23 protein-coding genes are annotated in these 21,045 nt (G+C 70.6%); 12 read left to right on the top strand and 11 right to left on the bottom strand.

Annotated elements, in window-relative coordinates:
• The first annotated feature begins 64 nt into the window (after positions 1 to 64).
• The gene (locus tag BLW81_RS20230; RefSeq protein WP_083408718.1) at positions 65 to 310 is read left to right on the top strand and encodes a CDGP domain-containing protein; all 246 of its coding nucleotides are present in this window, start codon (positions 65 to 67) and stop codon (positions 308 to 310) included.
• A gap of 72 nt (positions 311 to 382) precedes the next feature.
• On the opposite strand, the gene BLW81_RS20235 is transcribed toward BLW81_RS20230, so the two are convergent.
• The 3 genes from BLW81_RS20235 to BLW81_RS20245 form a co-directional block, all read right to left on the bottom strand.
• Positions 383 to 1,423, bottom strand: coding sequence for an APA family fibronectin-binding glycoprotein (locus BLW81_RS20235; RefSeq protein WP_083408719.1), 1,041 nt, complete (start codon positions 1,421 to 1,423; stop codon positions 383 to 385).
• Positions 1,424 to 1,643: 220 nt separating this feature from the next.
• Positions 1,644 to 2,696 carry a sulfate/molybdate ABC transporter ATP-binding protein gene (locus tag BLW81_RS20240; protein WP_083408720.1) on the bottom strand — a complete coding sequence of 351 codons (1,053 nt, stop codon included), beginning with the start codon at positions 2,694 to 2,696 and terminating at the stop codon, positions 1,644 to 1,646.
• Between the two features lie 6 nt (positions 2,697 to 2,702).
• A complete protein-coding gene (locus tag BLW81_RS20245) occupies positions 2,703 to 3,497 on the bottom strand; it encodes an ABC transporter permease (RefSeq protein ID WP_083408721.1) in 795 nt (264 codons plus the stop codon).
• A 128-nt stretch (positions 3,498 to 3,625) separates the two neighbouring features.
• Here BLW81_RS20245 and BLW81_RS20250 point away from each other — a divergent pair, with 128 nt between their 5' ends.
• The 3 genes from BLW81_RS20250 (at position 3,626) to BLW81_RS20260 (ending at position 6,781) form a co-directional block, all read left to right on the top strand.
• Positions 3,626 to 4,297, top strand: coding sequence for an SDR family oxidoreductase (locus BLW81_RS20250; protein ID WP_083408722.1), 672 nt, complete (start codon positions 3,626 to 3,628; stop codon positions 4,295 to 4,297).
• A gap of 73 nt (positions 4,298 to 4,370) precedes the next feature.
• Positions 4,371 to 5,297 (top strand): LLM class F420-dependent oxidoreductase, encoded by a 927-nt coding sequence (locus BLW81_RS20255; protein ID WP_083408723.1) that lies wholly within the window; start codon positions 4,371 to 4,373, stop codon positions 5,295 to 5,297.
• 110 nt (positions 5,298 to 5,407) lie between these two features.
• Positions 5,408 to 6,781, top strand: a complete 1,374-nt coding sequence (locus BLW81_RS20260) for a type II NADH:quinone oxidoreductase Ndh (RefSeq protein ID WP_083408724.1) — start codon at positions 5,408 to 5,410, stop codon at positions 6,779 to 6,781.
• Here BLW81_RS20260 and BLW81_RS20265 read toward each other — a convergent pair.
• The 7 genes from BLW81_RS20265 to BLW81_RS20295 are packed head-to-tail and all read right to left on the bottom strand — an operon-like array spanning position 6,778 to position 11,530.
• Positions 6,778 to 7,404 carry an urease accessory protein UreD gene (locus BLW81_RS20265; protein WP_083408725.1) on the bottom strand — a complete coding sequence of 209 codons (627 nt, stop codon included), beginning with the start codon at positions 7,402 to 7,404 and terminating at the stop codon, positions 6,778 to 6,780. The genes BLW81_RS20260 and BLW81_RS20265 overlap by 4 nt on opposite strands.
• Positions 7,404 to 8,078 (bottom strand): urease accessory protein UreG, encoded by a 675-nt coding sequence (ureG, locus tag BLW81_RS20270; RefSeq protein ID WP_083408726.1) that lies wholly within the window; start codon positions 8,076 to 8,078, stop codon positions 7,404 to 7,406. Before ureG ends, BLW81_RS20265 begins: the two co-directional genes overlap by 1 nt.
• 10 nt (positions 8,079 to 8,088) lie before the next feature.
• A complete protein-coding gene (locus BLW81_RS20275; protein ID WP_083408727.1) occupies positions 8,089 to 8,724 on the bottom strand; it encodes an urease accessory protein UreF in 636 nt (211 codons plus the stop codon).
• Positions 8,724 to 10,445 (bottom strand): urease subunit alpha, encoded by a 1,722-nt coding sequence (locus BLW81_RS20280; protein WP_083408728.1) that lies wholly within the window; start codon positions 10,443 to 10,445, stop codon positions 8,724 to 8,726. Before BLW81_RS20280 ends, BLW81_RS20275 begins: the two co-directional genes overlap by 1 nt.
• Positions 10,442 to 10,756 carry an urease subunit beta gene (locus tag BLW81_RS20285; protein ID WP_083410692.1) on the bottom strand — a complete coding sequence of 105 codons (315 nt, stop codon included), beginning with the start codon at positions 10,754 to 10,756 and terminating at the stop codon, positions 10,442 to 10,444. The genes BLW81_RS20280 and BLW81_RS20285 overlap by 4 nt, the downstream gene beginning before the upstream one ends.
• Positions 10,757 to 10,764: 8 nt before the next feature.
• Positions 10,765 to 11,067, bottom strand: coding sequence for an urease subunit gamma (locus BLW81_RS20290; protein WP_083408729.1), 303 nt, complete (start codon positions 11,065 to 11,067; stop codon positions 10,765 to 10,767).
• A gap of 58 nt (positions 11,068 to 11,125) precedes the next feature.
• The gene (locus BLW81_RS20295; RefSeq protein ID WP_173839653.1) at positions 11,126 to 11,530 is read right to left on the bottom strand and encodes a PaaI family thioesterase; all 405 of its coding nucleotides are present in this window, start codon (positions 11,528 to 11,530) and stop codon (positions 11,126 to 11,128) included.
• Positions 11,531 to 11,593: 63 nt separating this feature from the next.
• Between BLW81_RS20295 and BLW81_RS20300 the strand changes: the two genes are divergently transcribed.
• Positions 11,594 to 11,971 carry a rhodanese-like domain-containing protein gene (locus BLW81_RS20300; protein WP_083408730.1) on the top strand — a complete coding sequence of 126 codons (378 nt, stop codon included), beginning with the start codon at positions 11,594 to 11,596 and terminating at the stop codon, positions 11,969 to 11,971.
• A gap of 157 nt (positions 11,972 to 12,128) precedes the next feature.
• Here the strand turns inward: BLW81_RS20300 and BLW81_RS20305 are convergent, their stop codons facing one another.
• Entirely contained in the window at positions 12,129 to 12,905 is a 777-nt protein-coding gene (locus BLW81_RS20305) for an iron reductase (protein WP_083408731.1), read from the bottom strand.
• A gap of 217 nt (positions 12,906 to 13,122) precedes the next feature.
• On the opposite strand from BLW81_RS20305, the gene BLW81_RS20310 reads away from it, so the two are divergent.
• From BLW81_RS20310 to BLW81_RS20340, 7 genes are all read left to right on the top strand, one after another.
• Positions 13,123 to 13,539, top strand: a complete 417-nt coding sequence (locus tag BLW81_RS20310; protein WP_083410694.1) for a BlaI/MecI/CopY family transcriptional regulator — start codon at positions 13,123 to 13,125, stop codon at positions 13,537 to 13,539.
• A gap of 14 nt (positions 13,540 to 13,553) precedes the next feature.
• Positions 13,554 to 14,498: a M56 family metallopeptidase gene (locus tag BLW81_RS20315; RefSeq protein ID WP_083408732.1), complete on the top strand. Its 945-nt coding sequence runs from the start codon at positions 13,554 to 13,556 to the stop codon at positions 14,496 to 14,498.
• A gap of 58 nt (positions 14,499 to 14,556) precedes the next feature.
• On the top strand, positions 14,557 to 16,020 hold the full coding sequence (gndA, locus tag BLW81_RS20320; protein ID WP_083408733.1) for an NADP-dependent phosphogluconate dehydrogenase: 1,464 nt from the start codon (positions 14,557 to 14,559) through the stop codon (positions 16,018 to 16,020).
• Positions 16,021 to 16,076: 56 nt separating this feature from the next.
• Positions 16,077 to 17,513 (top strand): GuaB1 family IMP dehydrogenase-related protein, encoded by a 1,437-nt coding sequence (locus tag BLW81_RS20325; RefSeq protein ID WP_083408734.1) that lies wholly within the window; start codon positions 16,077 to 16,079, stop codon positions 17,511 to 17,513.
• Positions 17,514 to 17,698: 185 nt separating this feature from the next.
• Positions 17,699 to 19,066 carry a hemolysin family protein gene (locus BLW81_RS20330; RefSeq protein WP_083408735.1) on the top strand — a complete coding sequence of 456 codons (1,368 nt, stop codon included), beginning with the start codon at positions 17,699 to 17,701 and terminating at the stop codon, positions 19,064 to 19,066.
• Positions 19,059 to 20,111, top strand: a complete 1,053-nt coding sequence (locus BLW81_RS20335; protein WP_083408736.1) for a hemolysin family protein — start codon at positions 19,059 to 19,061, stop codon at positions 20,109 to 20,111. Before BLW81_RS20330 ends, BLW81_RS20335 begins: the two co-directional genes overlap by 8 nt.
• Positions 20,104 to 21,033, top strand: coding sequence for a 3-methyladenine DNA glycosylase (locus BLW81_RS20340; protein ID WP_083408737.1), 930 nt, complete (start codon positions 20,104 to 20,106; stop codon positions 21,031 to 21,033). Before BLW81_RS20335 ends, BLW81_RS20340 begins: the two co-directional genes overlap by 8 nt.
• The last annotated feature ends 12 nt before the right edge of the window (positions 21,034 to 21,045 follow it).

Genomic DNA, 21,045 nt, shown 5'->3' on the forward strand with positions numbered 1-21,045 from the left:
CGGTCCGCGTGAAGGGGCTTCGTACCGGTCGCAGAATGCCGGTACCGCGAAGAGAGGGTGGAAGATGAAAACACTTGTCGCACTGGCGGTCGGCGCGATGGCGGCCGGCAGCATCGCCTTCGCCGCGCCGGCCAGCGCCGGGTGCCAGGGCGGGTGGACGCCGTGGGGCGGCGGCACGATCTGTGACGGTCCGGTCAGCGCCGACGGCAACTTCGAACGGTGCCAGACCGCGGGCGCCATGGGCTTCGGCGGGACGAACTGCTTCATCCTGAACGTCGCGAATGCGAACCCGCCGCGCGTCGGTCCCTGAAACACCGTCCGCTGAAACGACATCGGGTTCACTCCCCGGCCGAAGCCGCGGAGTGAACCCGATTCGTTTCTGTCAGCTGGGAGGAAGCATCCCCGGCGCGTTCTCCGGTGCGACCGGGACGGCCACCCCGACACCGGGGCGGGCCGGCGGTGCGTTCGGATCCGCCGGCGGTGGCGGTGCGTTGGGATCCGGCGGCGGCGCGTTCGGGTCCGGCGGCGGTGGCGGCGCGTTGGGATCCGCGGGCGGCGGAGGCGGCGGCGCGACATACGGCCGGATCGAGTTGGCGAGCGTCACCGCTTCGTCCTTGGGCACCGGATTGTTCGCGGTGCCGAGCCAGACCACGAACCAGCGTTCGGGGGTGCGCTGGCCGCGCGGCGTGCCGGGCTCGACCGGATTGCCCACGACGCCCGCCCAGATCTGACCGTTCGGCTTGTTCGTGTCGGTGAACTTCACCTCGTAGTACGACGCCACCCCGGGCATGCCGTTCGCGTCGAGCGGCACCGTCTCCTGGTTGAGCCGGGTGCCCGGGAAGGGCATGAAGAACTCGCCCATGTCCGAGGCCAACCGCTGCGCGGCCTTGGTGTTGTCGGTCTCGGCGCCCGCGAACAGCTTCAGGTCGAGGCGGCCCAGCAGCACGCTGGTGTCGCTCGGCGGTTCGGCGCCCTCGGGGGTGATCTTGGTCAGCAGTGCCTGACCGTACGACAACTGGGTGGAGTCGGAGACCTTCCAGCCCGCGGGAACGACATAGCTGAGTCCGCCTTCGGGGACATCGACCCGGCCGGGATCGGCCGGCGGAGGGGGCGGCGGTGCGTTCGGGTCCGCAGGCGGCGCCGGCGGTGCGCCCGGCGGCAGCGGCTCACCCGGTGGTGGCGGAGGCGGGGGCGGAGCGTTGGGGTCCGCGGGCGGCGGGGCGGGCGCGCCCGGCGGCGGCGGAGGAGGCGGACCCTGCAGGAAGGTGTTGCCCGGCGGAGGCGGCGGCGGTGTGGGTTCGGGCTGCGCCTGCGCCACCGAAGGCAGCGCGAGCGCCGCCGCAGTGGCACCGGCCAGCGTCGCCATCGCCAACTTCGTCGAGCGGCGCCTGCGGTGGTGAGAATTCGCGTCCGGCAGATCCATGGGGAAGAAACTACCGTGTTACCGCCGTGACGCAAGTGTGTGTTGCTGAAAAAGGGTCACGATTTGAAATAGCTGTGTAGAGAAAAACCTCAGATAGACAGCGTTTATCGAATTGCTGACACAGCAGCGCGTCCCACGCCCGTCTGGGCGTGGGCGGGTCGCGGGTATCGCCGTCGCAACCGGTCCTCTTCTCCGTTTCTCGCGGCGCGGCGCGCCTCCGTTACGCAGAAGGATGCAGCATGACCGCCTGCGCCTTGACCGCGAAGTGGACCCGGTCGCCGGGCGTGAGGCGCAGCTCGGCCGCGGAGTCCGGCGTGACGTCGGCGGCCAGGCCCGGCCCGCCGTCCGGCTGGGCCTCGGCACGGATCCGGATCACCGGGCCGCGGCTGTCGAGTTCGGCGACCACGACGTCGACCGTGTTGCGCGGGCTGCCGGACGGTTTGTCCCGGTAGACCGCGACGGCCGCCGGGTTGAACAGGGCCACCGCCGGTCGGCCCGTCACCACGTCGTCGGCGGCCACGCCGTGCCATGTCTGTCCCCACGGCGTGGTCAGCACCCCGCTGTCGCCCGCGGTACCCGCGACCAGGTTCACCCCGGCGAACCGGGCCCCGAACCTGCTGCGTGGAGTCGCCAGAACCGTTGCGGTGGAACCGGTTTCGGCGATCTTCCCGTCTTCGAGAACCAAAACCCGGTCGGCCAGCGTCAGCACGTCGAGCACATCGTGGGTGACCAGGACGGCGGACCGTCCGTCGCGGGTGAGCACGCGGCGCAGCACGGTGCGCATGGCCGCCGCCGCGGCCACGTCGAGCCCGGCCAGCGGCTCGTCGAGCAGCAGCACGTCGGGTTCGGCGGCCAGCGCCCTGGCCAGCGCCACCCGCTGCGCCTGTCCCCCGCTCAGCTGACGGGGCCGGCGCCCGGCGAGGTCGGCGGCGTCGACCTCGGCCAGCCAGTGCTCGGGGCGGCTGCTGCCCGGCGGGAACGCGACGTTGGCCAGCACGCTCAGGTGCGGAAACAGCAGCGCATCCTGCAGCAGCAGGCCGACCCGCCGGTCGTGGGTGGGCACGTGGCGGCCGGATCCGGTGTCGGTCAGCACCCGCTCTCCCACGCGCACGACCCCGGCGTCCGGTCGCAGCAGGCCCGCGATGACGTGCAGCAGCGTGGACTTCCCCGCCCCGTTCGGGCCGAGCACCGCCAGCACCGCACCCGCAGCGACGTCGAAGGCCGCCTCGATGCCGCGGCTCTCGACCACCGCGCGCACCTCGATGCCAGTCACCGCGCGCTACCAGGCACTGGCGCCCCGTAACCGGCGGCTGCCGACGCCGAGCACGACGACAGCGGCCACCGCGACCAGCAGCAGGGACAACGCCACCGCGGCGTCGGGGTCGGCCTCGCGCTGCAGATAGATCTCCAGCGGCAGGGTGCGCGTGACGCCCTGCCGGGAGCCCGCGAAGGTCAGCGTCGCGCCGAACTCCCCCAGTGACCGGGCGAACGCCAGCACCGCGCCGGACACCAGTCCGGGCGCCAACAGCGGCAGCGTGACCCGCCACCACACCCGGCTGGGCCGGGCGCCCAGCGTCGCGGCCACCTGCTCGTAATCGGCGCCTGCCGTGCGCGCCGCCCCTTCCAGCGCGATGACCAGGAAGGGCAGCGATACGAACGTCTGCGCCAGCACGACAGCCGTCGTCGTGAACGCGATCCGGATCCCGGCCGCCTCGAGGTGCTCGCCGACCAGGCCGAGCCTGCCGTAGGCGTAGAGCAGGGCCAGCCCGCCGACGACCGGCGGCAGCACCAGCGGCAACAGGATGACCGGCCGGGCGGCGCGCACCAAGCGGCTGTCGGTGCGGGCCAGCACCAGCGCCAGCGGGACGCCGAGCAGCAGGCACAGCGCCGTGCTGGCGGCGGCCGTGCGCAGGCTGAGCAACAACGCGGTGACCGAGGACTCGCTGCTGATCAGGTGCACGAAGTCGGGCCAGTCGACCCTGGCCGCGATCGCGATCAGCGGCAGCGCGACGAACACCGCGCCGAGGGCGGCGGGTACGTAGATCCACCGCGGCAGACCAGCGGAAGCGTTCACCCCGGTGCCACCCTCCGGCTCACGGACCAAACCCTAGGACATCGGCCCGCGTGCCGGTTTCGTCTGCTAGCTACTGTCCAGTAACATTGGCGGGGATTCAGCGTCGAACACGACAGGGAGGTCGCGCCATGGAGGTGCTCGTCACCGGTGGTGACACCGATGTTGGCCGCACAGTCGCCCAGGGCTTCCGCGAGGACGGCCACCACGTCGTGGTCGCCGGCGCCCGCCGCGACGAGCTCGAGGTCGCCGCCAAGGAACTCGACGTCGACGCGATCGTGTTCGACAACACCGATCCGGCCAGCCTCGAGGCCGCCCGGCCGCAGTTCCCGCACCACCTGGACACCATCGTCAACGTGCCGGCCCCGCGCTTCGATGCCGGCGATCCGCGCACCTACTCGCTGGCCGACCTGGCCACCGCCTGGCGCTCGGCGCTGGACGCGACCGTGGTGTCGGCGGTGCTGACCGTGCAGATCCTCGGCGACCATCTGCGCTCGGGCGGCTCCATCGTGACCGTGGTGCCCGAGAACCCCGCCGAGGGCAGCGCCGAAGCGGCGATCAAGGCCGCGGTCTCCGACTGGACCGCCGGCCAGGCCGCCCACTTCGGTACCCGTGGGATCACCGTCAACGCGGTCGCCTCCGGTCGCAGCGCCGAACCGGGCTACGACGGGCTGTCCCGCACCCCGCCCGCGGTTGCCGACGAAATCGCAAGGCTCGCACTGTTTCTCAGCACCCCTGCGGCCCGTCACATCACCGGCCAGACGCTGCATGTCAGCCAGGGCGCACTCGCGAACTTCGGCTAGGCGGATTTATTCCGGCGTTCGCCGGTAGCTAAACGGGGTGCTCGCCCCGCTTAGCTGTGATTACGTGAAGCCCATGATCAAACTCGGACTTCAGATCCCGAACTTCTCCTACGGCACCGGTGTGCCGCAGATCTTCCCCACCGTCATCGCGCAGGCGCAGGAAGCCGAGGCCGCCGGCTACGACTCGGTCTTCGTGATGGACCACTTCTACCAACTACCGGGGCTGGGCACCCCCGATCAGCCGATGCTCGAGGCCTACACCGCGCTGGGCGGGCTGGCCACCGCGACCGAGCGGGTGCAGCTGGGCACGCTGGTCACCGGTAACACCTACCGCAACCCCACCCTGCTGGCCAAGGCGATCACGACGCTGGACGTGGTCAGCCAGGGCCGCGCGGTGCTGGGCATCGGCACCGGCTGGTACGAACTCGAGCACGACAGCCTCGGCTACGAGTTCGGCACGTTCACCGATCGCTTCAACAAGCTCGGCGAGGCCCTGGAGATCATCCTGCCGATGCTGCGTGGTGAGCGCCCCACCGTCGAGGGCAAGTACTACCGCGCCAAGGAGGCGATGGCCGAACCCCGCTTCCGCGACCACATTCCGCTGATGATCGGTGGCAGCGGCGAGAAGAAGACGATTCCGCTGGCCGCGCGGCACTTCGACCACCTCAACATCATCGCGGGCTTCGACGAATTGCCGCGCAAGGTGCAGGTCGTCAAGGAGAACTGTGAGCGCATCGACCGCGACCCCGCGACGCTGGAGACCAGCGTGCTCGCGGTCGCGATCATCGACGAGAACGTGACCGCCGACGTCATTCCCGACGACTTCAAGCAGCAGGCCGTCTACGGCAGCCCGGAGCAGATCGCCGAGCAGGTCCAGACCAAGATCCTCGACGCCGGCGTCGGCGGGGTGATCCTCAGCCCGGTCACGAGCCTCAACGGTTACCAGCCCGGCGGGATCACCGAGTTGGGCAAGCTGCTGACCCCGCTGCTGGGCGGTTAATCCCGGCTGCGACGTGGGATATGCCACAGCAAAGGGAATCGTCGATAGCAGGTTCGGGCGACTACCGTAACGGGTAGAACTGCACGTGAAGCACCGTCGAGGAGCCCAACATGAGCCATCCCGGAGCCACTGCATCTGATCGACACAAGGTCGTGATCATCGGGTCAGGGTTCGGTGGGCTGACCGCTGCCAAGAAACTCAAGCGGGCCGACGTCGACGTCAAGATGATCGCCAAGACCACGCACCACCTGTTCCAGCCGCTGCTGTACCAGGTCGCGACCGGCATCATCCCGTCCGGCGAGATCGCGCCGCCCACCCGGATGATCCTGCGCAAGCACAAGAACTGCCAGGTGCTGCTCGGCGACGTCACCCACATCGATCTGGCCGCCCGCACGGTCAAGTCGGAGTTGTTGGGCCACACCTACGTCACGCCCTACGACACGCTGATCGTCGCGGCCGGCGCGGGTCAGTCCTACTTCGGCAACGACCACTTCGCGGAGTGGGCACCGGGCATGAAGTCGATCGATGACGCGCTGGAGTTGCGGGCGCGGATCCTGAGCGCGTTCGAGCAGGCCGAGCGTTCCAGCGATCCGGCGCGCCGCGAGAAGCTGCTGACCTTCACCGTGGTCGGTGCCGGGCCGACAGGCGTCGAAATGGCCGGGCAGATCGCCGAATTGGCCGATCACACGCTCAAAGGCGCGTTCCGCCATATCGATTCGACGACCGCCCGGGTGATCCTGCTCGACGCGGCGCCCGCGGTGCTGCCGCCGATGGGCGAGAAACTGGGCAAGAAGGCCCAGGCGCGGCTCGAGAAGATGGGCGTCGACATCCAGCTCGGCGCCATGGTCACCGACGTCGACCGCAACGGCATCACGGTCAAGGACTCCGACGGCACGATCCGGCGCATCGAGTCGGCCACCAAGGTGTGGTCGGCCGGTGTGCAGGCCAGCCCGCTGGGCCGGATCATCGCCGAGCAGTCCGAGGCCGAGGTCGACCGCGCCGGGCGCGTGCTCGTGCAGCCCGATCTGACGATTCCCGGACACCCGAATGTGTTCGTCGTCGGCGACATGGCGCACGTCGAGGGCGTGCCCGGGCAGGCGCAGGGCGCGATCCAGGGCGCCAAGTACGCCGCCGACGCGATCAAGGCCGAGCTCAAGGGTGCCGACCGCAGCCAGCGCGAGCCGTTCAAGTACTTCGACAAGGGCTCGATGGCGACGGTGTCGCGGTTCTCGGCGGTCGCCAAGATCGGTCCGCTGGAGTTCGGTGGGTTCATCGCGTGGCTGGCGTGGCTCGGGCTGCACCTGATCTACCTGGTCGGGTTCCGGCGCAAGCTGACCACGCTGGTGTCGTGGACGGTGACGTTCCTGTCGACGCAGCGCGGCAACCTCACGATCACCGAGCAGCAGGCGTACGCGCGAACCCGTATCGAGGAACTCGAGGAGATCGCCGCCTCGCTGCAGGATTCCGAGAAGGCGGCCAGCTAGAGCCGTCGGCCCTGCCACGTCGACAGGCAGCCGCCCGCGGCCAGTGCCAACGGCGTGCCCGCGGTCGGTGCGCCGTCGTCGGGGTAGTGCAGTTCGCTGATCGCCGCCATCGGGGTGCCGAGCTCGTCGTCGGTGACCGAGCCGGCGCCCAGCTCGACGCGGTGCCGCAGCAGCGGTGTGTCGTCCACGTCGGCGTGCAGCGCACCGGACCAAAAGCCATGGCGCTCATCGGTTCTGCCGATCTGCACCCGCTCGCGCAGGCGGACGCTGCCGGTGCTGCCGATGCGTAGCCGGGTCGACGCGTGGTGCCGCGACGCGGCCGCGACGATCGTCGGCTCCGGATCCAGGTCGAGGTGCCCGTCGACGTCGAGCGTCCACACCGCGTGCGACTCCAGCGTGGCCGGACCCGGCAGCGCGACCGTGGCGGCCGCGCTGCGCACCCGCAGGGTGGCGCCGGCCTCCACCACCACCCGGATGTGGAGGTAGTCGCCGCCGAGTGGGGTGGCCGCCGCCGACACCAGATGCACGGTCTGCGGTTCGGTGAGCCGGGCGGCCAGCGCCCCCGTGCACTCGATGTGCGGGCGGCGGTGCGGGCGCGCGGCGATCAGGACCTCGGAGCGCACTAGACCGGCACCCGCAGTTGCTCGCGCACCCACGCCAGCACCGGGGTGGCCGCGGGATCCTCGGCCAGCGACACCAGCACGAAGGGCCGTTCCCCGCGGACAGCGGCGGCGTCGCGGCGCATCACGTCGAGGTCGGCGCCGACCAGTGGCGCGAGGTCGGTCTTGTTGATGACCAACAGATCCGAGAACGTCACCCCGGGTCCGCCCTTGCGCGGCACCTTGTCCCCGCCCGCCACGTCGACGACGAAGATCTGCACGTCGACCAGGCCCGAGGAGAACGTGGCGGTCAGGTTGTCGCCGCCCGACTCGACCAGGATCAGGTCCAGGCCGGGGTGTGCGGCGACGAGGTCGTCGATCGCGTCCAGGTTCGCGGTGATGTCGTCGCGGATCGCGGTGTGCGGGCACCCGCCGGTCTGAACGGCGGCGATCCGCTCGTCGGGCAGGACCGCGTTGCGCCGCAGGAAGTCGGCGTCCTCGGTGGTGTAGATGTCGTTGGTCAGCACCGCCAGCGACAACTCGTCGCGCAGCTGCCTGCACAGTGCCGCCACGAGCGCGGTCTTGCCGGAGCCGACCGGCCCGCCCACGCCGATGCGCAACGGCTCGCCCTGCCGCCGTTCGCGTTTGGGCCGCTGCGGGTGCTGGTGGAGGTCTCCGTCGAGGTAATGCGGTGGCATGGTGGTCCTTTCACGACACGAACAGGGGGCGCTCGCGTTGCGTGTGCCGCTGGGCCAGCACGTCGAGCAGCGGGTCGGACAGATCGGCGAGTTCTTTGACCGCCGCGGCGGCGGTCAGGTCGCAGCACGGCGCCAACTCGAACGTGAGCGCGGCGACGTCGCCGGGATCGAGGGCCAGCAGGCGCTGCGCGGCGGTCGCGCTGCCCGTCATGGTCGTGTAGACCACCGACAGCGCGGTCTGCTCGGGTGTCAATCCCGCTGCGCGGCCGACCATTCCGGCCGCGACCGCGAGATGCGGCGTCGCGCCGAGCCCGGTCCAGTCCTCTGCGGGCCACACCCGGCGGGCGAGCCGCACCAGCCCGCGGCCCTGCGCGCGCGACGCCTCGCGGGCGGCGGGCGCCGGGGTGCGTGCGTCGGTCTCGCGGTCGGCGGCCGCCACCGACAGGCTGCCCGCGTGCACGGCCGCGGCCAGCGACGCCGACACCAGCCCCTGCGTGCGGACCCGGCGCCGCAGATACGCGCCCAGCGTCGGCACGTCGGAGACCAACCCGCTGGTCACCGCCTCCTCGACGCCACCGGAGTGCACGTGCCCACCGGTCGGCAACCGCGAATCGGCCAGCGCCAGCAGCGTCGTGAGGTGCGTCATCAGAACAGGAAATAGCGTTGCGCCATCGGCAGTTCGGCGGCCGGCTGCTCCTGCCACACCTCCCCGTCGATTCGCACCGTGAACGTGTCGGGGTCGACCTCGATGCGGGGCAGCGCGTCGTTGAGCGGCATCTGCGCCTTGCCGACGTGCCGGACGTTGCCCACCGGCGCCAGCCGGCGCTTGACGTCGATGCGGTCGGCCAGCCCGTCCTCGATGGCCTGCGGCGCGACGAAGTGCACCGACGTGGCGGCGGCCGCCGGTGCCGCGGCGCCGAACATCGGCCGCGGCAGCACCGGCTGCGGGGTCGGGATCGAGGCGTTCGCATCCCCCATCGCTGCCCAGGCGATCATGCCGCCCTTGATCACCGCGTGCGGTCGGACACCGAAGAACGCCGGCTCCCACAGCACCAGGTCGGCGAGCTTGCCGACCTCGACCGAGCCGATCTCACCGTCGAGGCCGTGGGCCACCGCCGGGCAGATCGTGTACTTCGCGACGTAGCGGCGCGCGCGGTTGTTGTCGGCCGCCCCGTCGCCCTCGAGTGCGCCGCGGCGGCGCTTCATCACGTGCGCGGTCTGCCAGGTGCGCAGCACCACCTCGCCGATGCGGCCCATCGCCTGTGCGTCGCTGCCGATCATCGAGATCGCGCCGATGTCGTGCAGCAGATCCTCGGCCGCGATGGTCGACGGCCGGATCCGGCTCTCGGCGAACGCAAGATCTTCTGGCACAGCAGGATTGAGGTGATGGCAGACCATCAGCATGTCGAGGTGTTCGTCGAGGGTGTTGACGGTGTGCGGCCGCGTCGGGTTCGTCGAACTGGGCAGCACGTTCGGTTGACCGGCGACGGTGATGATGTCGGGTGCGTGCCCGCCGCCGGCGCCCTCGGTGTGGTAGGCGTGGATCGACCGGCCCTTGATCGCGGCGAGGGTGTCCTCGACGAACCCCATCTCGTTGAGCGTGTCGGTGTGGATGTTGGCCTGCACACCGGCCGCCTCGGCGACGGTCAGGCAGGCGTCGATCGCGGCCGGTGTGGTCCCCCAGTCCTCGTGCAGCTTGAAACCGGCTGCGCCACCGCGCAACTGCTCCCACAGCGCGTCGGTGCTGACGGTGTTGCCCTTGCCGAGCAGCGCGACGTTCAACGGCCAGGTGTCCAGCGACTCGAGGATCCTGGCCAGATGCCAGGCGCCCGGGGTGACGGTGGTGGCCTTGCTGCCCTCGGCGGGTCCGGTGCCGCCCGCGACGATCGTGGTGATCCCGCCGCCGAGCGCCTCCTCCATGATCTGCGGGCAGATCAGGTGGACGTGGCAGTCGATCGCCCCGGCGGTGACGATGCGGCCGTTGCCTGCGATGACCTCGGTCGACGGGCCCACCACCAGGTCGGGGTGGACACCGGGCATGATGTCGGGGTTGCCGGCCTTGCCGATGGCGGTGATCCGCCCGTCGCGAATCCCGATGTCGGCCTTGATGACTCCCCAGTAGTCGAGGATCACCGCGCCGGTGATGACGGTGTCGGGGGCGCCGTCGGCGCGGGTCGCGCGGGACTGCCCCATCGACTCGCGCAGCACCTTGCCGCCGCCGAACACCGCCTCGTTGCCCGCCAGGCCCGGGCCGCCGCTGCGGTCCTCGGTGATCTCGATGAACAGGTCGGTGTCGGCCAGCCGGATCCGGTCGCCGGTCGTCGGCCCGAACAGCGCGGCATACCTGGCCCGCGACAGCCCGCTCATCGGGCGTCCAGCCGGCCGGGCGGGGTCAGGCTCAACCCGTAGACCTCACGGCTCCCGCCCAGCGGGACCAGCGAAACCTGCTGGGCGACACCGGGTTCGAAGCGCACCGCGGTGCCGGCCGGGATGTCGAGCCGGTGGCCGTGCGCGGCGTCGCGGTCGAACGACAGCGCGGCGTTGGCCTGGGGCAGGTGGACGTGGCTGCCGACCTGGACGGGTCGGTCGCCGGTGTTGACCACCTCGAGCTCGAGCCGCGCGGCACCCGCGTTGATCTCGACGTCGCCGTCGCCGTGCAGGACCTCACCGGGGATCATCGGCCGGCTCACGGGATCGGGTGGTGGACGGTGACGAGCTTGGTCCCGTCCGGGAACGTGGCCTCCACCTGGACGTCGTCGAGCATCTCCGGCACTCCCTCCATCACGTCGTCGCGGCTGAGCACCTCGCGGCCGCTGACCATCAACTCCGCCACGGTGCGGCCGTCCCTGGCGCCTTCGAGAAGGTGGTCGGTGATGACCGCGACGGCCTCGGGATGGTTGAGCTTGAGCCCGCGGGCCTGTCGGCGGCGGGCGAGTTCGGCCGCGTACGAGACGAGCAGCCGGTCCTGTTCATGCGGCGTCAATCGCATAGTGCGCGATATTGCCACGGCGCGCGGCCCTCAGCAGCGCACGCGGGTGGCGGCGTGGCTACTCGGCAGGCAGGTTCTGCAGCCGGACCTGACCGCGCGCGACGGTCCGGCCGTCCTCGTCGGTGATGGTGATCAGCCACAGTTGCTGGCGCCGGCCGCGGTGGATCGGGGTGGACTCCGCGGTGACGGTGCCCGCTCGGATGGCGCGCAGGAAGTCGGTGTTGTTGTTGACGCCCACGACGGTCCCGCCGCCGTGCTCGGCGAGCCAGACCGAGGCGGAGACGCTGGCCAGGCTCTCGATGACCGAGCAGTACACGCCGCCGTGCACGATGCCCCACGGCTGCAGCAGTCTGTCGGTGATCTCGAGCTGGGCGCGACCGCCGTCGGGACTGAGTTCCAGATAGGTCAGGCCCAGTTCGGTGTCGAAACCCTTCCCCAGCTCAGATGGGATGTCGGTGCTCACCCGGACTGTTTACACGTCTGCGCGAAACGCTCTGGTGCCGGGGCGGCGGAGTTAGGGTCGGCCATGGCCAAAACCGCGAAGGACCTCGTAGCCGCCGCCAACGAGGTGGTGCCCAAGATCTCGCACGACGAGGCGCGGGACCTCATCGCCAAGGGCGCGCTGGTCGTCGACGTCCGGGACGGACCGGAACTGGAACAGAGCGGCAAGGTGGCCGGCGCCGTGCACGTTCCGCGCGGCATGCTCGAGTTCCGGGCGGACCCCGAGTCGCCGTACCACGACGCGAACTTCGCCAAGGACAAGCCGGTCATCGTGTACTGCGCTTCGGGCGGGCGGTCGGCGCTGTCGGGTCAGGCGCTCAAGGAACTCGGCTACGGCGAGGTGTACAACCTCGGCGCCTTCGGTGACTGGGCCGAGAACGGCGGGGCCACCGAAAAGGTGTGACCGCAAGGGTTTTGACGAATGCGGAAGGGCCCCACACCGATGGTGTGGGGCCCTTCCTTCGTGTGGACCGGGGGTCTCTGCAGCCCTCAGGACTCCGGCGCGGTCCGGTGGTCGATCGTTTTCGTCGTGCGCTGGAATGAGCATAGGCAAGGCTTGCCTAATTAAGCAAGACCTTCCCCGCAGTCGCCCGTGACGTGCCGCGCACCGGCAGCCCGAAGCCGACCAACGCATCGAGCACCGACTGTCCGCGGCGCATGCTGGTCAGCTCGCTCGAGCCGGCCAGCAGCGGCACCTGGGTGGCCGCGCTGACCACGGCACCGCCGACGACATGCCACATCGCCGCGACCGACATCGCGCCGTCGCTGATGTCGGCCAGCTTGGCGAACAGCGGAGCCAGCGTGCGGTGACTCCGGTGCGCGACCCAGGTCGTCAGCGCCGCCTCGCTGGGCAGCGCGACGATGCCCTCGCGCGTGCTGCGGCCGAGCCGCATCGAGCGCCCACCGAAGTAGGGATCGTCGGGCAGCGCCCGCACGGTCGGATCGACGACGCCGACCCAGTCGATGGCGCCCTCGGAGTCGACATGCACCCACAGGTTCTCCAGGCCGGTGTCCCACGCACGGCCCTCGAGCACGACGAGCGGGATGACGCGGCCGATCACCACGTGTGCAAGCGTCGCGGCCAACTGGTGGGCGACCGCGGTTCGGCTGTCGGTCTCCTCAGCGGCCAGCTCGAACATCGCCTCGAGCCGGTTACCGGTGAGCGCCTCGGCCAGCGGCCACCACCGGCGTCGCGACAGGTCGCCCATCACCGCGACGCCGTAGACCCGCGGACACTCCGGATAGAGCTCGCGCAGCCGTCTGCTCGACTCGTGCAGCGGCAGCGTCCGGCGGATCGCCATGCTCGCGATCAAAGGGTCGTCGACCAGAACCGTCATGTGACCTCCCATTGGCGACTTAGGTTAGCCTTACTATAGCTAGCGAGGTCACCATGACCAGACCCTGTGAGCCGACTCACAGGACGGGCAGAACGCGCGGTGGGAGCGCGGGAAACCGCCGGTCACCGTGCGGCGGGGCAGGTCCGGCGTGCGGGATACGACGCACGGTAGTAAACCCGTAGTAAGCTGGAACGACAGCCTCTAGGAGATGACGAGCATGGCGAAACTGACACGTCTCGGGGAGCTGGAACGGGCGGTGATGGATCACCTCTGGTCTGCGCCCGAGCCCCAGACCGTGCGCCAGGTTCACGAGGCGCTGGCCGCGCACCGGGACCTGGCCTACACGACGATCATGACCGTGCTGCAGCGGTTGGCGAAGAAGAACCTCGTCGTCCAGCACCGCGACGACCGGGCGCACCGCTACGCCCCCACCCACGGACGCGACGAACTCGTCGCCGGCCTGATGGTCGACGCGCTCGATCAGGCGGCCGATTCCGGCAGCCGCGAGGCCGCGCTGGTGCACTTCGTCGAGCGCGTCGGCGCCGACGAGGCCGCCGCGTTACGCCGCGCGCTCGCCGAACTGGAGAGCAAGGACCACATTTCGCCGCCCGCTGGTAATCCGGGCACCGGCTGAGAGACACTGACAGCGTGTCCGCGCTGGCCTTCACTGTCATGGCACTGGTCCTGTCCGGACCAGTGCCGGCAATGTTGGCGCGTGCGACCTGGCCGACCCGCGCGCCGCGCGCGGCGATCGTGCTCTGGCAGGCCATCGCGCTGGCCGCCGTCCTGTCGGCGTTCTCGGCCGGGATCGCGATCGCGAGCCGGCTGTTCGCGCCCGGACCCGACGGCAGGCCGACCGCCACCATCACCAGCGAGATCGCCGTGCTCGGCTGGCCGGTCTGGACCGCCTACGTGGTGGTCTTCGCGCTCACCCTGGTCATCGGTGCCCGGCTGATCGCCGCGGTGCTCCAGGTCGCGATCGCGACCCGGCGCCGCCGCGCCCACCACCGCATGGTCGTCGACCTCGTCGGCACCTGCGAGAAATCTCGACACCTCGCCCGCGCGGGCGTCGGGCTGCGGATCCTCGACGTGGCGCAGCCGCTGGCCTACTGCCTGCCCGGCGTGCGCAGCCGCGTCGTGGTCAGTCAAGGCACACTGACGACGTTGGCGGACAACGAGATTGCCGCGATCCTGTCGCACGAGCGGGCCCACCTGCGTGCCCGCCACGACCTGGTGCTCGAGATGTTCACCGCGGTGCACGCGGCCTTCCCGCGGTTCGTCCGCAGCGCCAGCGCACTGGACGCCGTGCGGCTGCTGATCGAGATGCTCGCCGACGACGCCGCGGTGCGCGCCGCGGGCCGCACTCCCCTGGCCCGCGCACTGGTCGCCTGCGCAGGCAGCCGCACCCCGTCGGGCGCCCTGGCCGCGGGCGGCCCCACCACCGTCGAGCGGGTGCGCCGCCTCGGCGGTGACGGCAACAGCCTGGCGTTGTCGGTCGCCGCATACGCGGCCGCCGCAGCCGTCCTGGTGGTCCCGACCTACGCCGTCGCGCTGCCCTGGCTGACCGAACTGCACCGGCTGTTCAGCGCCTAGGAAGAACTCACGCCTCGCGAAGCGTTCACTGACAACAAAAGAATGAAAGGCTGCCCGAATGAGCTCTGACGCATCTGCCCCGACCACCGGTACCGCTCAGATCGGGGTCACCGGCCTGGCGGTGATGGGATCGAACATCGCGCGCAATTTCGCCCGGCACGGCTACACCGTCGCACTGCACAACCGGTCGATCGCCAAGACCGATGCGCTGCTCGAAGCACACGGGTCCGAGGGCAAGTTCGTGCGCAGCGAGACCATCGCGGAGTTCCTCGACGCGCTGGAGAAGCCGCGCCGCGTGCTGATCATGGTCAAGGCCGGCGATCCGACCGACGCGGTGATCAACGAACTCGCCGACGCGATGGAGCCCGGCGACATCATCATCGACGGCGGCAATGCGCTCTACACCGACACCATCCGCCGCGAGAAGGCGATGCGCGAGCGGGGCCTGCACTTCGTCGGCGCCGGCATCTCCGGCGGTGAGGAGGGCGCGCTCAACGGGCCCTCGATCATGCCGGGCGGGCCCGCCGAGTCCTACAAGTCGCTCGGCCCGCTTCTCGAGGAGATCTCCGCGCACGTCGACGGCACCCCGTGCTGCACCCACATCGGCCCCGACGGCGCCGGGCACTTCGTCAAGATGGTGCACAACGGCATCGAGTACTCCGACATGCAGCTCATCGGCGAGGCCTACCAGTTGCTGCGCGACGGGCTGGGCAAGACCGCCGGGGAGATCGCCGACGTCTTCGACGAGTGGAACTCCGGCGACCTGGACAGCTTCCTGGTCGAGATAACCGCCAAGGTGCTGCGCCAGACCGACGCCAAGACCGGCAAGCCGCTCGTCGACCTCATCCTCGACGAGGCCGAGCAGAAGGGCACCGGCCGCTGGACGGTCAAGTCCGCCCTGGACCTCGGCGTGCCGGTCACCGGGATCGCCGAGGCGGTGTTCGCCCGGGCGCTGTCGGGCTCGGTGGCCCAGCGCAAGGCCACCACCGGCCTGGCGTCCGGCGATCTCGGCGAAAAGCCCGCAGACGCAAAACAATTCGTCGAGGACATCCGCCAGGCCCTGTACGCGTCGAAGATCATCGCCTACGCGCAGGGCTTCAACCAGATCCAGGCCGGCAGCGCCGAGTACGACTGGAACATCACCCCCGGCGACATGGCCCGGATCTGGCGCGGCGGCTGCATCATCCGGGCCAAGTTCCTCAACCGGATCACCGAGGCCTTCGACAACAACGCCGACCTGCCGACGCTGATCGTCGACCCCTACTTCCGCGACGCCATCGAGAACGCCATCGACAGCTGGCGCCGCGTCGTCGTCAAGGCCACCGAGCTCGGCATCCCGATCCCCGGGTTCTCCTCGGCGCTGTCGTACTACGACGGCCTGCGCCAGGAACGGCTGCCCGCGGCGCTGACCCAGGGCCTGCGCGACTACTTCGGCGCGCACACCTACGGCCGCATCGACGCCGACCCGGCCAAGCGGTTCCACACGCTGTGGAGCGGCGACCGCAGCGAGGTCGAGGCCTGACGCGCGTCCTTTTCTCCCGCGAGCAGGTGTGCGGCGACAACTAGACTGAAGCCGACATGCGATTTCTCGAGGGCCACCGGCCCGCCTACGACCTGACCTACAACGACGTCTTCATCGTTCCCGGACGCTCGGACGTGCAGTCCCGGATGGACGTCGACCTGTCGACCGCCGACGGCTCGGGCACCACGATCCCGGTGGTCGTCGCCAACATGACCGCCGTCGCGGGCCGCCGGATGGCCGAAACCGTCGCGCGCCGCGGCGGCATCGTCGTGCTGCCGCAGGACCTGCCGACCTCAGCGGTCAAGGAGACCGTCGACTTCGTCAAGAGCCGCGACCTGGTGGTCGACACCCCGGTGACGCTGTCGCCGGACGACTCGGTCTCGGATGCGACGGCGCTGATCCACAAGCGCGCCCACGGCGCGGCCGTCGTGGTGTTCGAGAACCGGCCGATCGGCCTGGTCACCGAGGCCAACTGCGTCGGGGTCGACCGGTTCACCCGGGTCCGCGACGTCGCGATCGCCGACTTCGTCACCGCGCCCGTCGGCACCGACCCGCGCAAGGTCTTCGATCTGCTCGAACACGCGCCCGTCGACGTGGCGGTGCTGACCGAGCCCGACGGCACGCTGGCCGGCGTGCTGACCCGCACCGGCGCCGTCCGGGCCGGGATCTACTCCCCCGCGGTCGACGCCATCGGACGGCTGCGCATCGCCGCCGCGGTCGGCATCAACGGCGACGTCGGCGCCAAGGCCCGCAGCCTGGTCGAGGCCGGGGTGGATCTGCTGGTCATCGACACCGCGCACGGCCACCAGCTGAAGATGCTCGACGCGATCAAGGCGGTGTCCTCGCTCGACCTGGGTGTCCCGCTGGCGGCGGGCAACGTGGTCTCGGCCGAAGGCACCCGCGACCTGATCAGCGCCGGCGCGTCGATCGTCAAGGTCGGCGTCGGACCCGGCGCGATGTGCACCACCCGGATGATGACCGGCGTCGGCCGGCCCCAGTTCTCGGCCGTCGTCGAATGTGCCGCGGCCGCAAGGCAACTCGGCGGGCACGTGTGGGCCGACGGCGGCATCCGGCACCCCCGCGACGTCGCGCTGGCACTCGCCGCCGGCGCGGCGAACGTGATGATCGGCTCCTGGTTCGCAGGCACCTACGAATCGCCCGGCGACCTGATGCGCGACCGGGACAACCAGCCGTTCAAGGAGAGCTACGGCATGGCGTCCAAACGCGCCGTCGCCGCCCGCACAGCCGGTGACGGCGCGTTCGACCGGGCCCGCAAGGCGCTGTTCGAGGAAGGGATCTCGACGTCGCGGATGGGGCTGGACCCGTCGCGCGGTGGCGTCGAGGACCTGCTCGACCACATCACCTCCGGGGTGCGCAGCACCTGCACCTACGTCGGCGCCGCCACCCTGGCCGAACTGCACGAGAAGGTCGTGCTGGGGGTGCAGTCGGCGGCCGGGTTCGCCGAGGGGCATCCGCTGCCGACAGGTTGGTGATCCGGGGTCTAGCACCCGTTACCATGGTTTTTCCGCAGTCCTCTACGCGAAAGGTTCCCCGTGCCGCAGGCACCCGTCGAGGCCCGGCCGGAAGGGCCCGCCAGGGCCGAGCGGCCCGAGCCTCCCGACGCCGAGCCTTCCTCTAGACGGCCGGGCACCAGGCCCGGCACCGGTGCGGCGGACTCATGACCGTCGCGACCTCGCTGCTCTCCCTGCTGGCGATCGTGCTGCTGACCGCGGGCACCGCGGTCTTCGTCGCCGCCGAGTTCTCGCTGACCGCGCTCGAACGCAGCACCGTGGAGGCCAACGCCCGCGGCGGCGGCAAGCGTGACCAGATGGTCCGGCGCGCACACCGCACGCTGTCGTTCCAACTCTCGGGCGCGCAGGTCGGCATCTCGGTCACCACGCTGGCCACCGGTTTCCTCGCCGAACCCGTCGTCGCCCGGCTGATCCAGCCCGGCCTGGACGCGATCGGGATCCCCGCCCGGTACGCCGGCGGGATCGCGCTGGTGCTGGCCATCGTCATCGCCACCTCGCTGTCGATGGTGTTCGGCGAGCTGGTGCCCAAGAACCTCGCGGTGGCCAGGGCGGTGCCCACCGCCCGCTGGTCGGCGCCGCCGCAGCTGGTGTTCTCGGCGCTGTTCACCCCGCTGATCCGGCTGACCAACGGCACCGCGAACCTGATCCTGCGCCGGCTGGGCATCGAACCCGCCGAGGAACTGCGTTCGGCGCGGTCCCCGCAGGAGCTGGTGTCGCTGGTGCGCAGCTCGGCGCGCAGCGGCTCGCTGGACCCGGTGACCGCGCTGCTGGTCGACCGGTCGCTGCGGTTCGGGGACCGCTCCGCCGAGGAGTTGATGACCCCGCGGCAGAAGATCGAGGCACTCGATGCCGACGACACCGTCGCCGACCTGGTCACCGCCGCCATCCGCACCGGCTACTCGCGGTTCCCGATCATCCGCGGCGACCTCGACGAGACCATCGGCATCGCGCACGTCAAGCAGGTGTTCGAGGTGCCGACCGACAAACGGGCGTCGACCCGGCTCGCGTCGCTGGCCCTGCCCGTCGCGAAGGTCCCCTCGACCCTGGACGGCGACGCGGTCATGACGCAGATCCGCGCCAACGGCCTGCAGACCGCGCTGGTGGTCGACGAGTACGGCGGCACCGCCGGCATGGTCACTGTCGAGGACCTGATCGAGGAGATCGTCGGCGACGTCCGCGACGAACACGACGACGAGGCCCCCGACGTGGTGCCCGCGGGCCGCGGCTGGCAGATCTCGGGGCTGCTGCGCATCGACGAGGTCGCCAACGCCACCCCGTTCCGCGCCCCCGAAGGCGACTACGAGACCATCGGCGGCCTGGTGCTCGAGACGCTCGGCCACATCCCCGAAGAAGGCGAGTCGGTGGAACTCGAGGCGTTCGACCCCGACGGCGCGCCGGAGGACCCCGCCCGCTGGCTGGCGACCGTGCTGCGGATGGACGGGCGCCGCATCGACCTGCTCGAGCTGACCGAACTGGGCCGCCGCGGCACCGACGAGGAGCGCGCCGATGGGTGACATCCTGGGCGTCCTGCTGACCGTGCTGCTGCTGGCGGTCAACGCGTTCTTCGTGGCCTCGGAGTTCGCGTTGATCTCCGCGCGCCGCGACCGGTTGGAGGCGCTGGCCGAACAGGGCAAGAAGAGCGCGGTGACAGTGATCCGGGCCGGCGAGCACCTGTCGCTGATGCTGGCCGGCGCGCAGCTGGGCATCACGATCTGTTCGATCCTGCTGGGCCGCGTCGGCGAGCCCGCGGTCGCGCACCTGCTGGAGAAACCGTTCCACGCGCTGGGCATCTCCGATGCGGTGCTGCACTCGGTGTCGTTCGTGGTGGCGCTGGTCATCGTCGTCGTGCTGCACGTGCTGCTCGGCGAGATGGTGCCGAAGAACATCGCGATCGCCGGGCCGGAATCGGCGGCGATGCTGCTGATCCCGACGTATCTGGTGTGGATCCGGATGGCCCGGCCGCTGATCGCGTTCTACAACTGGTGCGCCAACACCACGCTGCGCGCGTTCCGCGTCGAACCGAAGGACGAACTCGACGTCGCCGTGTCTACCGTCGAGTTGTCCGAGATGATCGCCGAGTCGCTGTCGGAGGGGCTGCTCGATCCCGAGGAGCACAGCCGCGTCACCCGCGCGCTGCAGATCCGCGACCGCGCGGTCAAGGATGTGGCATTCCCGCTGCGCGACATCCGGGCCGTCGAGGTCGCGCACGAGGGGTCGGGGCCGACGGTCGGCGCCATCGAGCAGGCGTTGACCGAGACCGGCTACTCGCGGTTCCCGATCACCGACGCGGCCGGCACCTACCTGGGCTATCTGCACATCAAGGACGTGCTGGCCTTCGTCGACGACCCGACCGCCGTGCTGGACTTCTCGATGGTCCGGCCGCTGCCGCTGGTGCCCGCCTCGCTGCCGCTGCCCGAGGCGCTGTCGCGGCTACGGCGCACCAACAGCCACCTCGCGCTGGTCACCGGCGCCGACGGCAGCGTGGAGGCGATGGTCGCGCTGGAGGACCTCGTCGAGGATCTGGTCGGCACGGTGCGCGACGGGACCCACCGTGTCTGAGACCGCGCTGCGCGCCAGACCCGCATCGGTGCTCGCCGAAGGCGACTGGCAGCAGCGCGCCCGCCAACATCACATTCGCGCCGACGAGTTCTGTGCGCCACACCGCATGCGTGCCCAGGCCGGCCGAAAGCATCCGGTGTGGGACTTCCTGTTCACCTATTACAGCCTGCGGCCCCGGCAGTTACGGGTCTGGCATCCCGGCTACGGCGTCACGCTCGCCGGTGACGGTGCCTCGAGCTACCTGAGCAGGTCCGGCTACGGCGCCGAGGCCGACGGCGTCTCGGTCACCCGCGACTACCTGCTGTCGCGGGTGGACACGGTCGCGTTCATCGCCCGGCTGTTGCGCGCCACGGCGGGCCGGCCGATGCGGCTGAACTGCTTCGGCCTGCACGAGTGGGCAATGGTGTACCGCGCGCCGACGGTGCGCCACGACGGTGTGCCGCTGCGCCTGGGCGCCGCGGGCACCGATGCCGTCGTGGACTCGATTCCGTTGCGCTGCAGCCATTTCGACGCGTTCCGGTTCTTCACCGAACCGGCCGCCGAGCGCAACGCCGACCGGCTGACGCGGCAGGGGCAGGTCGACGCCGAGCAACCCGGCTGCCTGCATGCCGGGATGGATCTCTACAAGTGGGCGTTCAAGCTCGGCCCGCTGGTGCGATCCGAGCTCGTGATGGACTGCCTGCAGCTGGCCGCCGATGCCCGTGAACTCGACATGCGGGCCAGCCCCTATGATCTCCGCGAATACGGATTCGGGCCGATCGCGATCGAGACGCCGGCCGGTCGCGCCGAATACGTCCGAATGCAGCAAAACCTTGCGGAGCGGACCGCGCCGCTGCGGGCCGAACTCGCCGATCGGTGTGAACGGCTCCTCGACGCGGCGGGCCACGGACCGGTTCAGGGCCGACCCACCGCTCGCGGCTAGGGCCGATTACCG

Source organism: Mycolicibacterium rutilum, from assembly GCF_900108565.1.
Lineage (GTDB): Bacteria > Actinomycetota > Actinomycetes > Mycobacteriales > Mycobacteriaceae > Mycobacterium > Mycobacterium rutilum.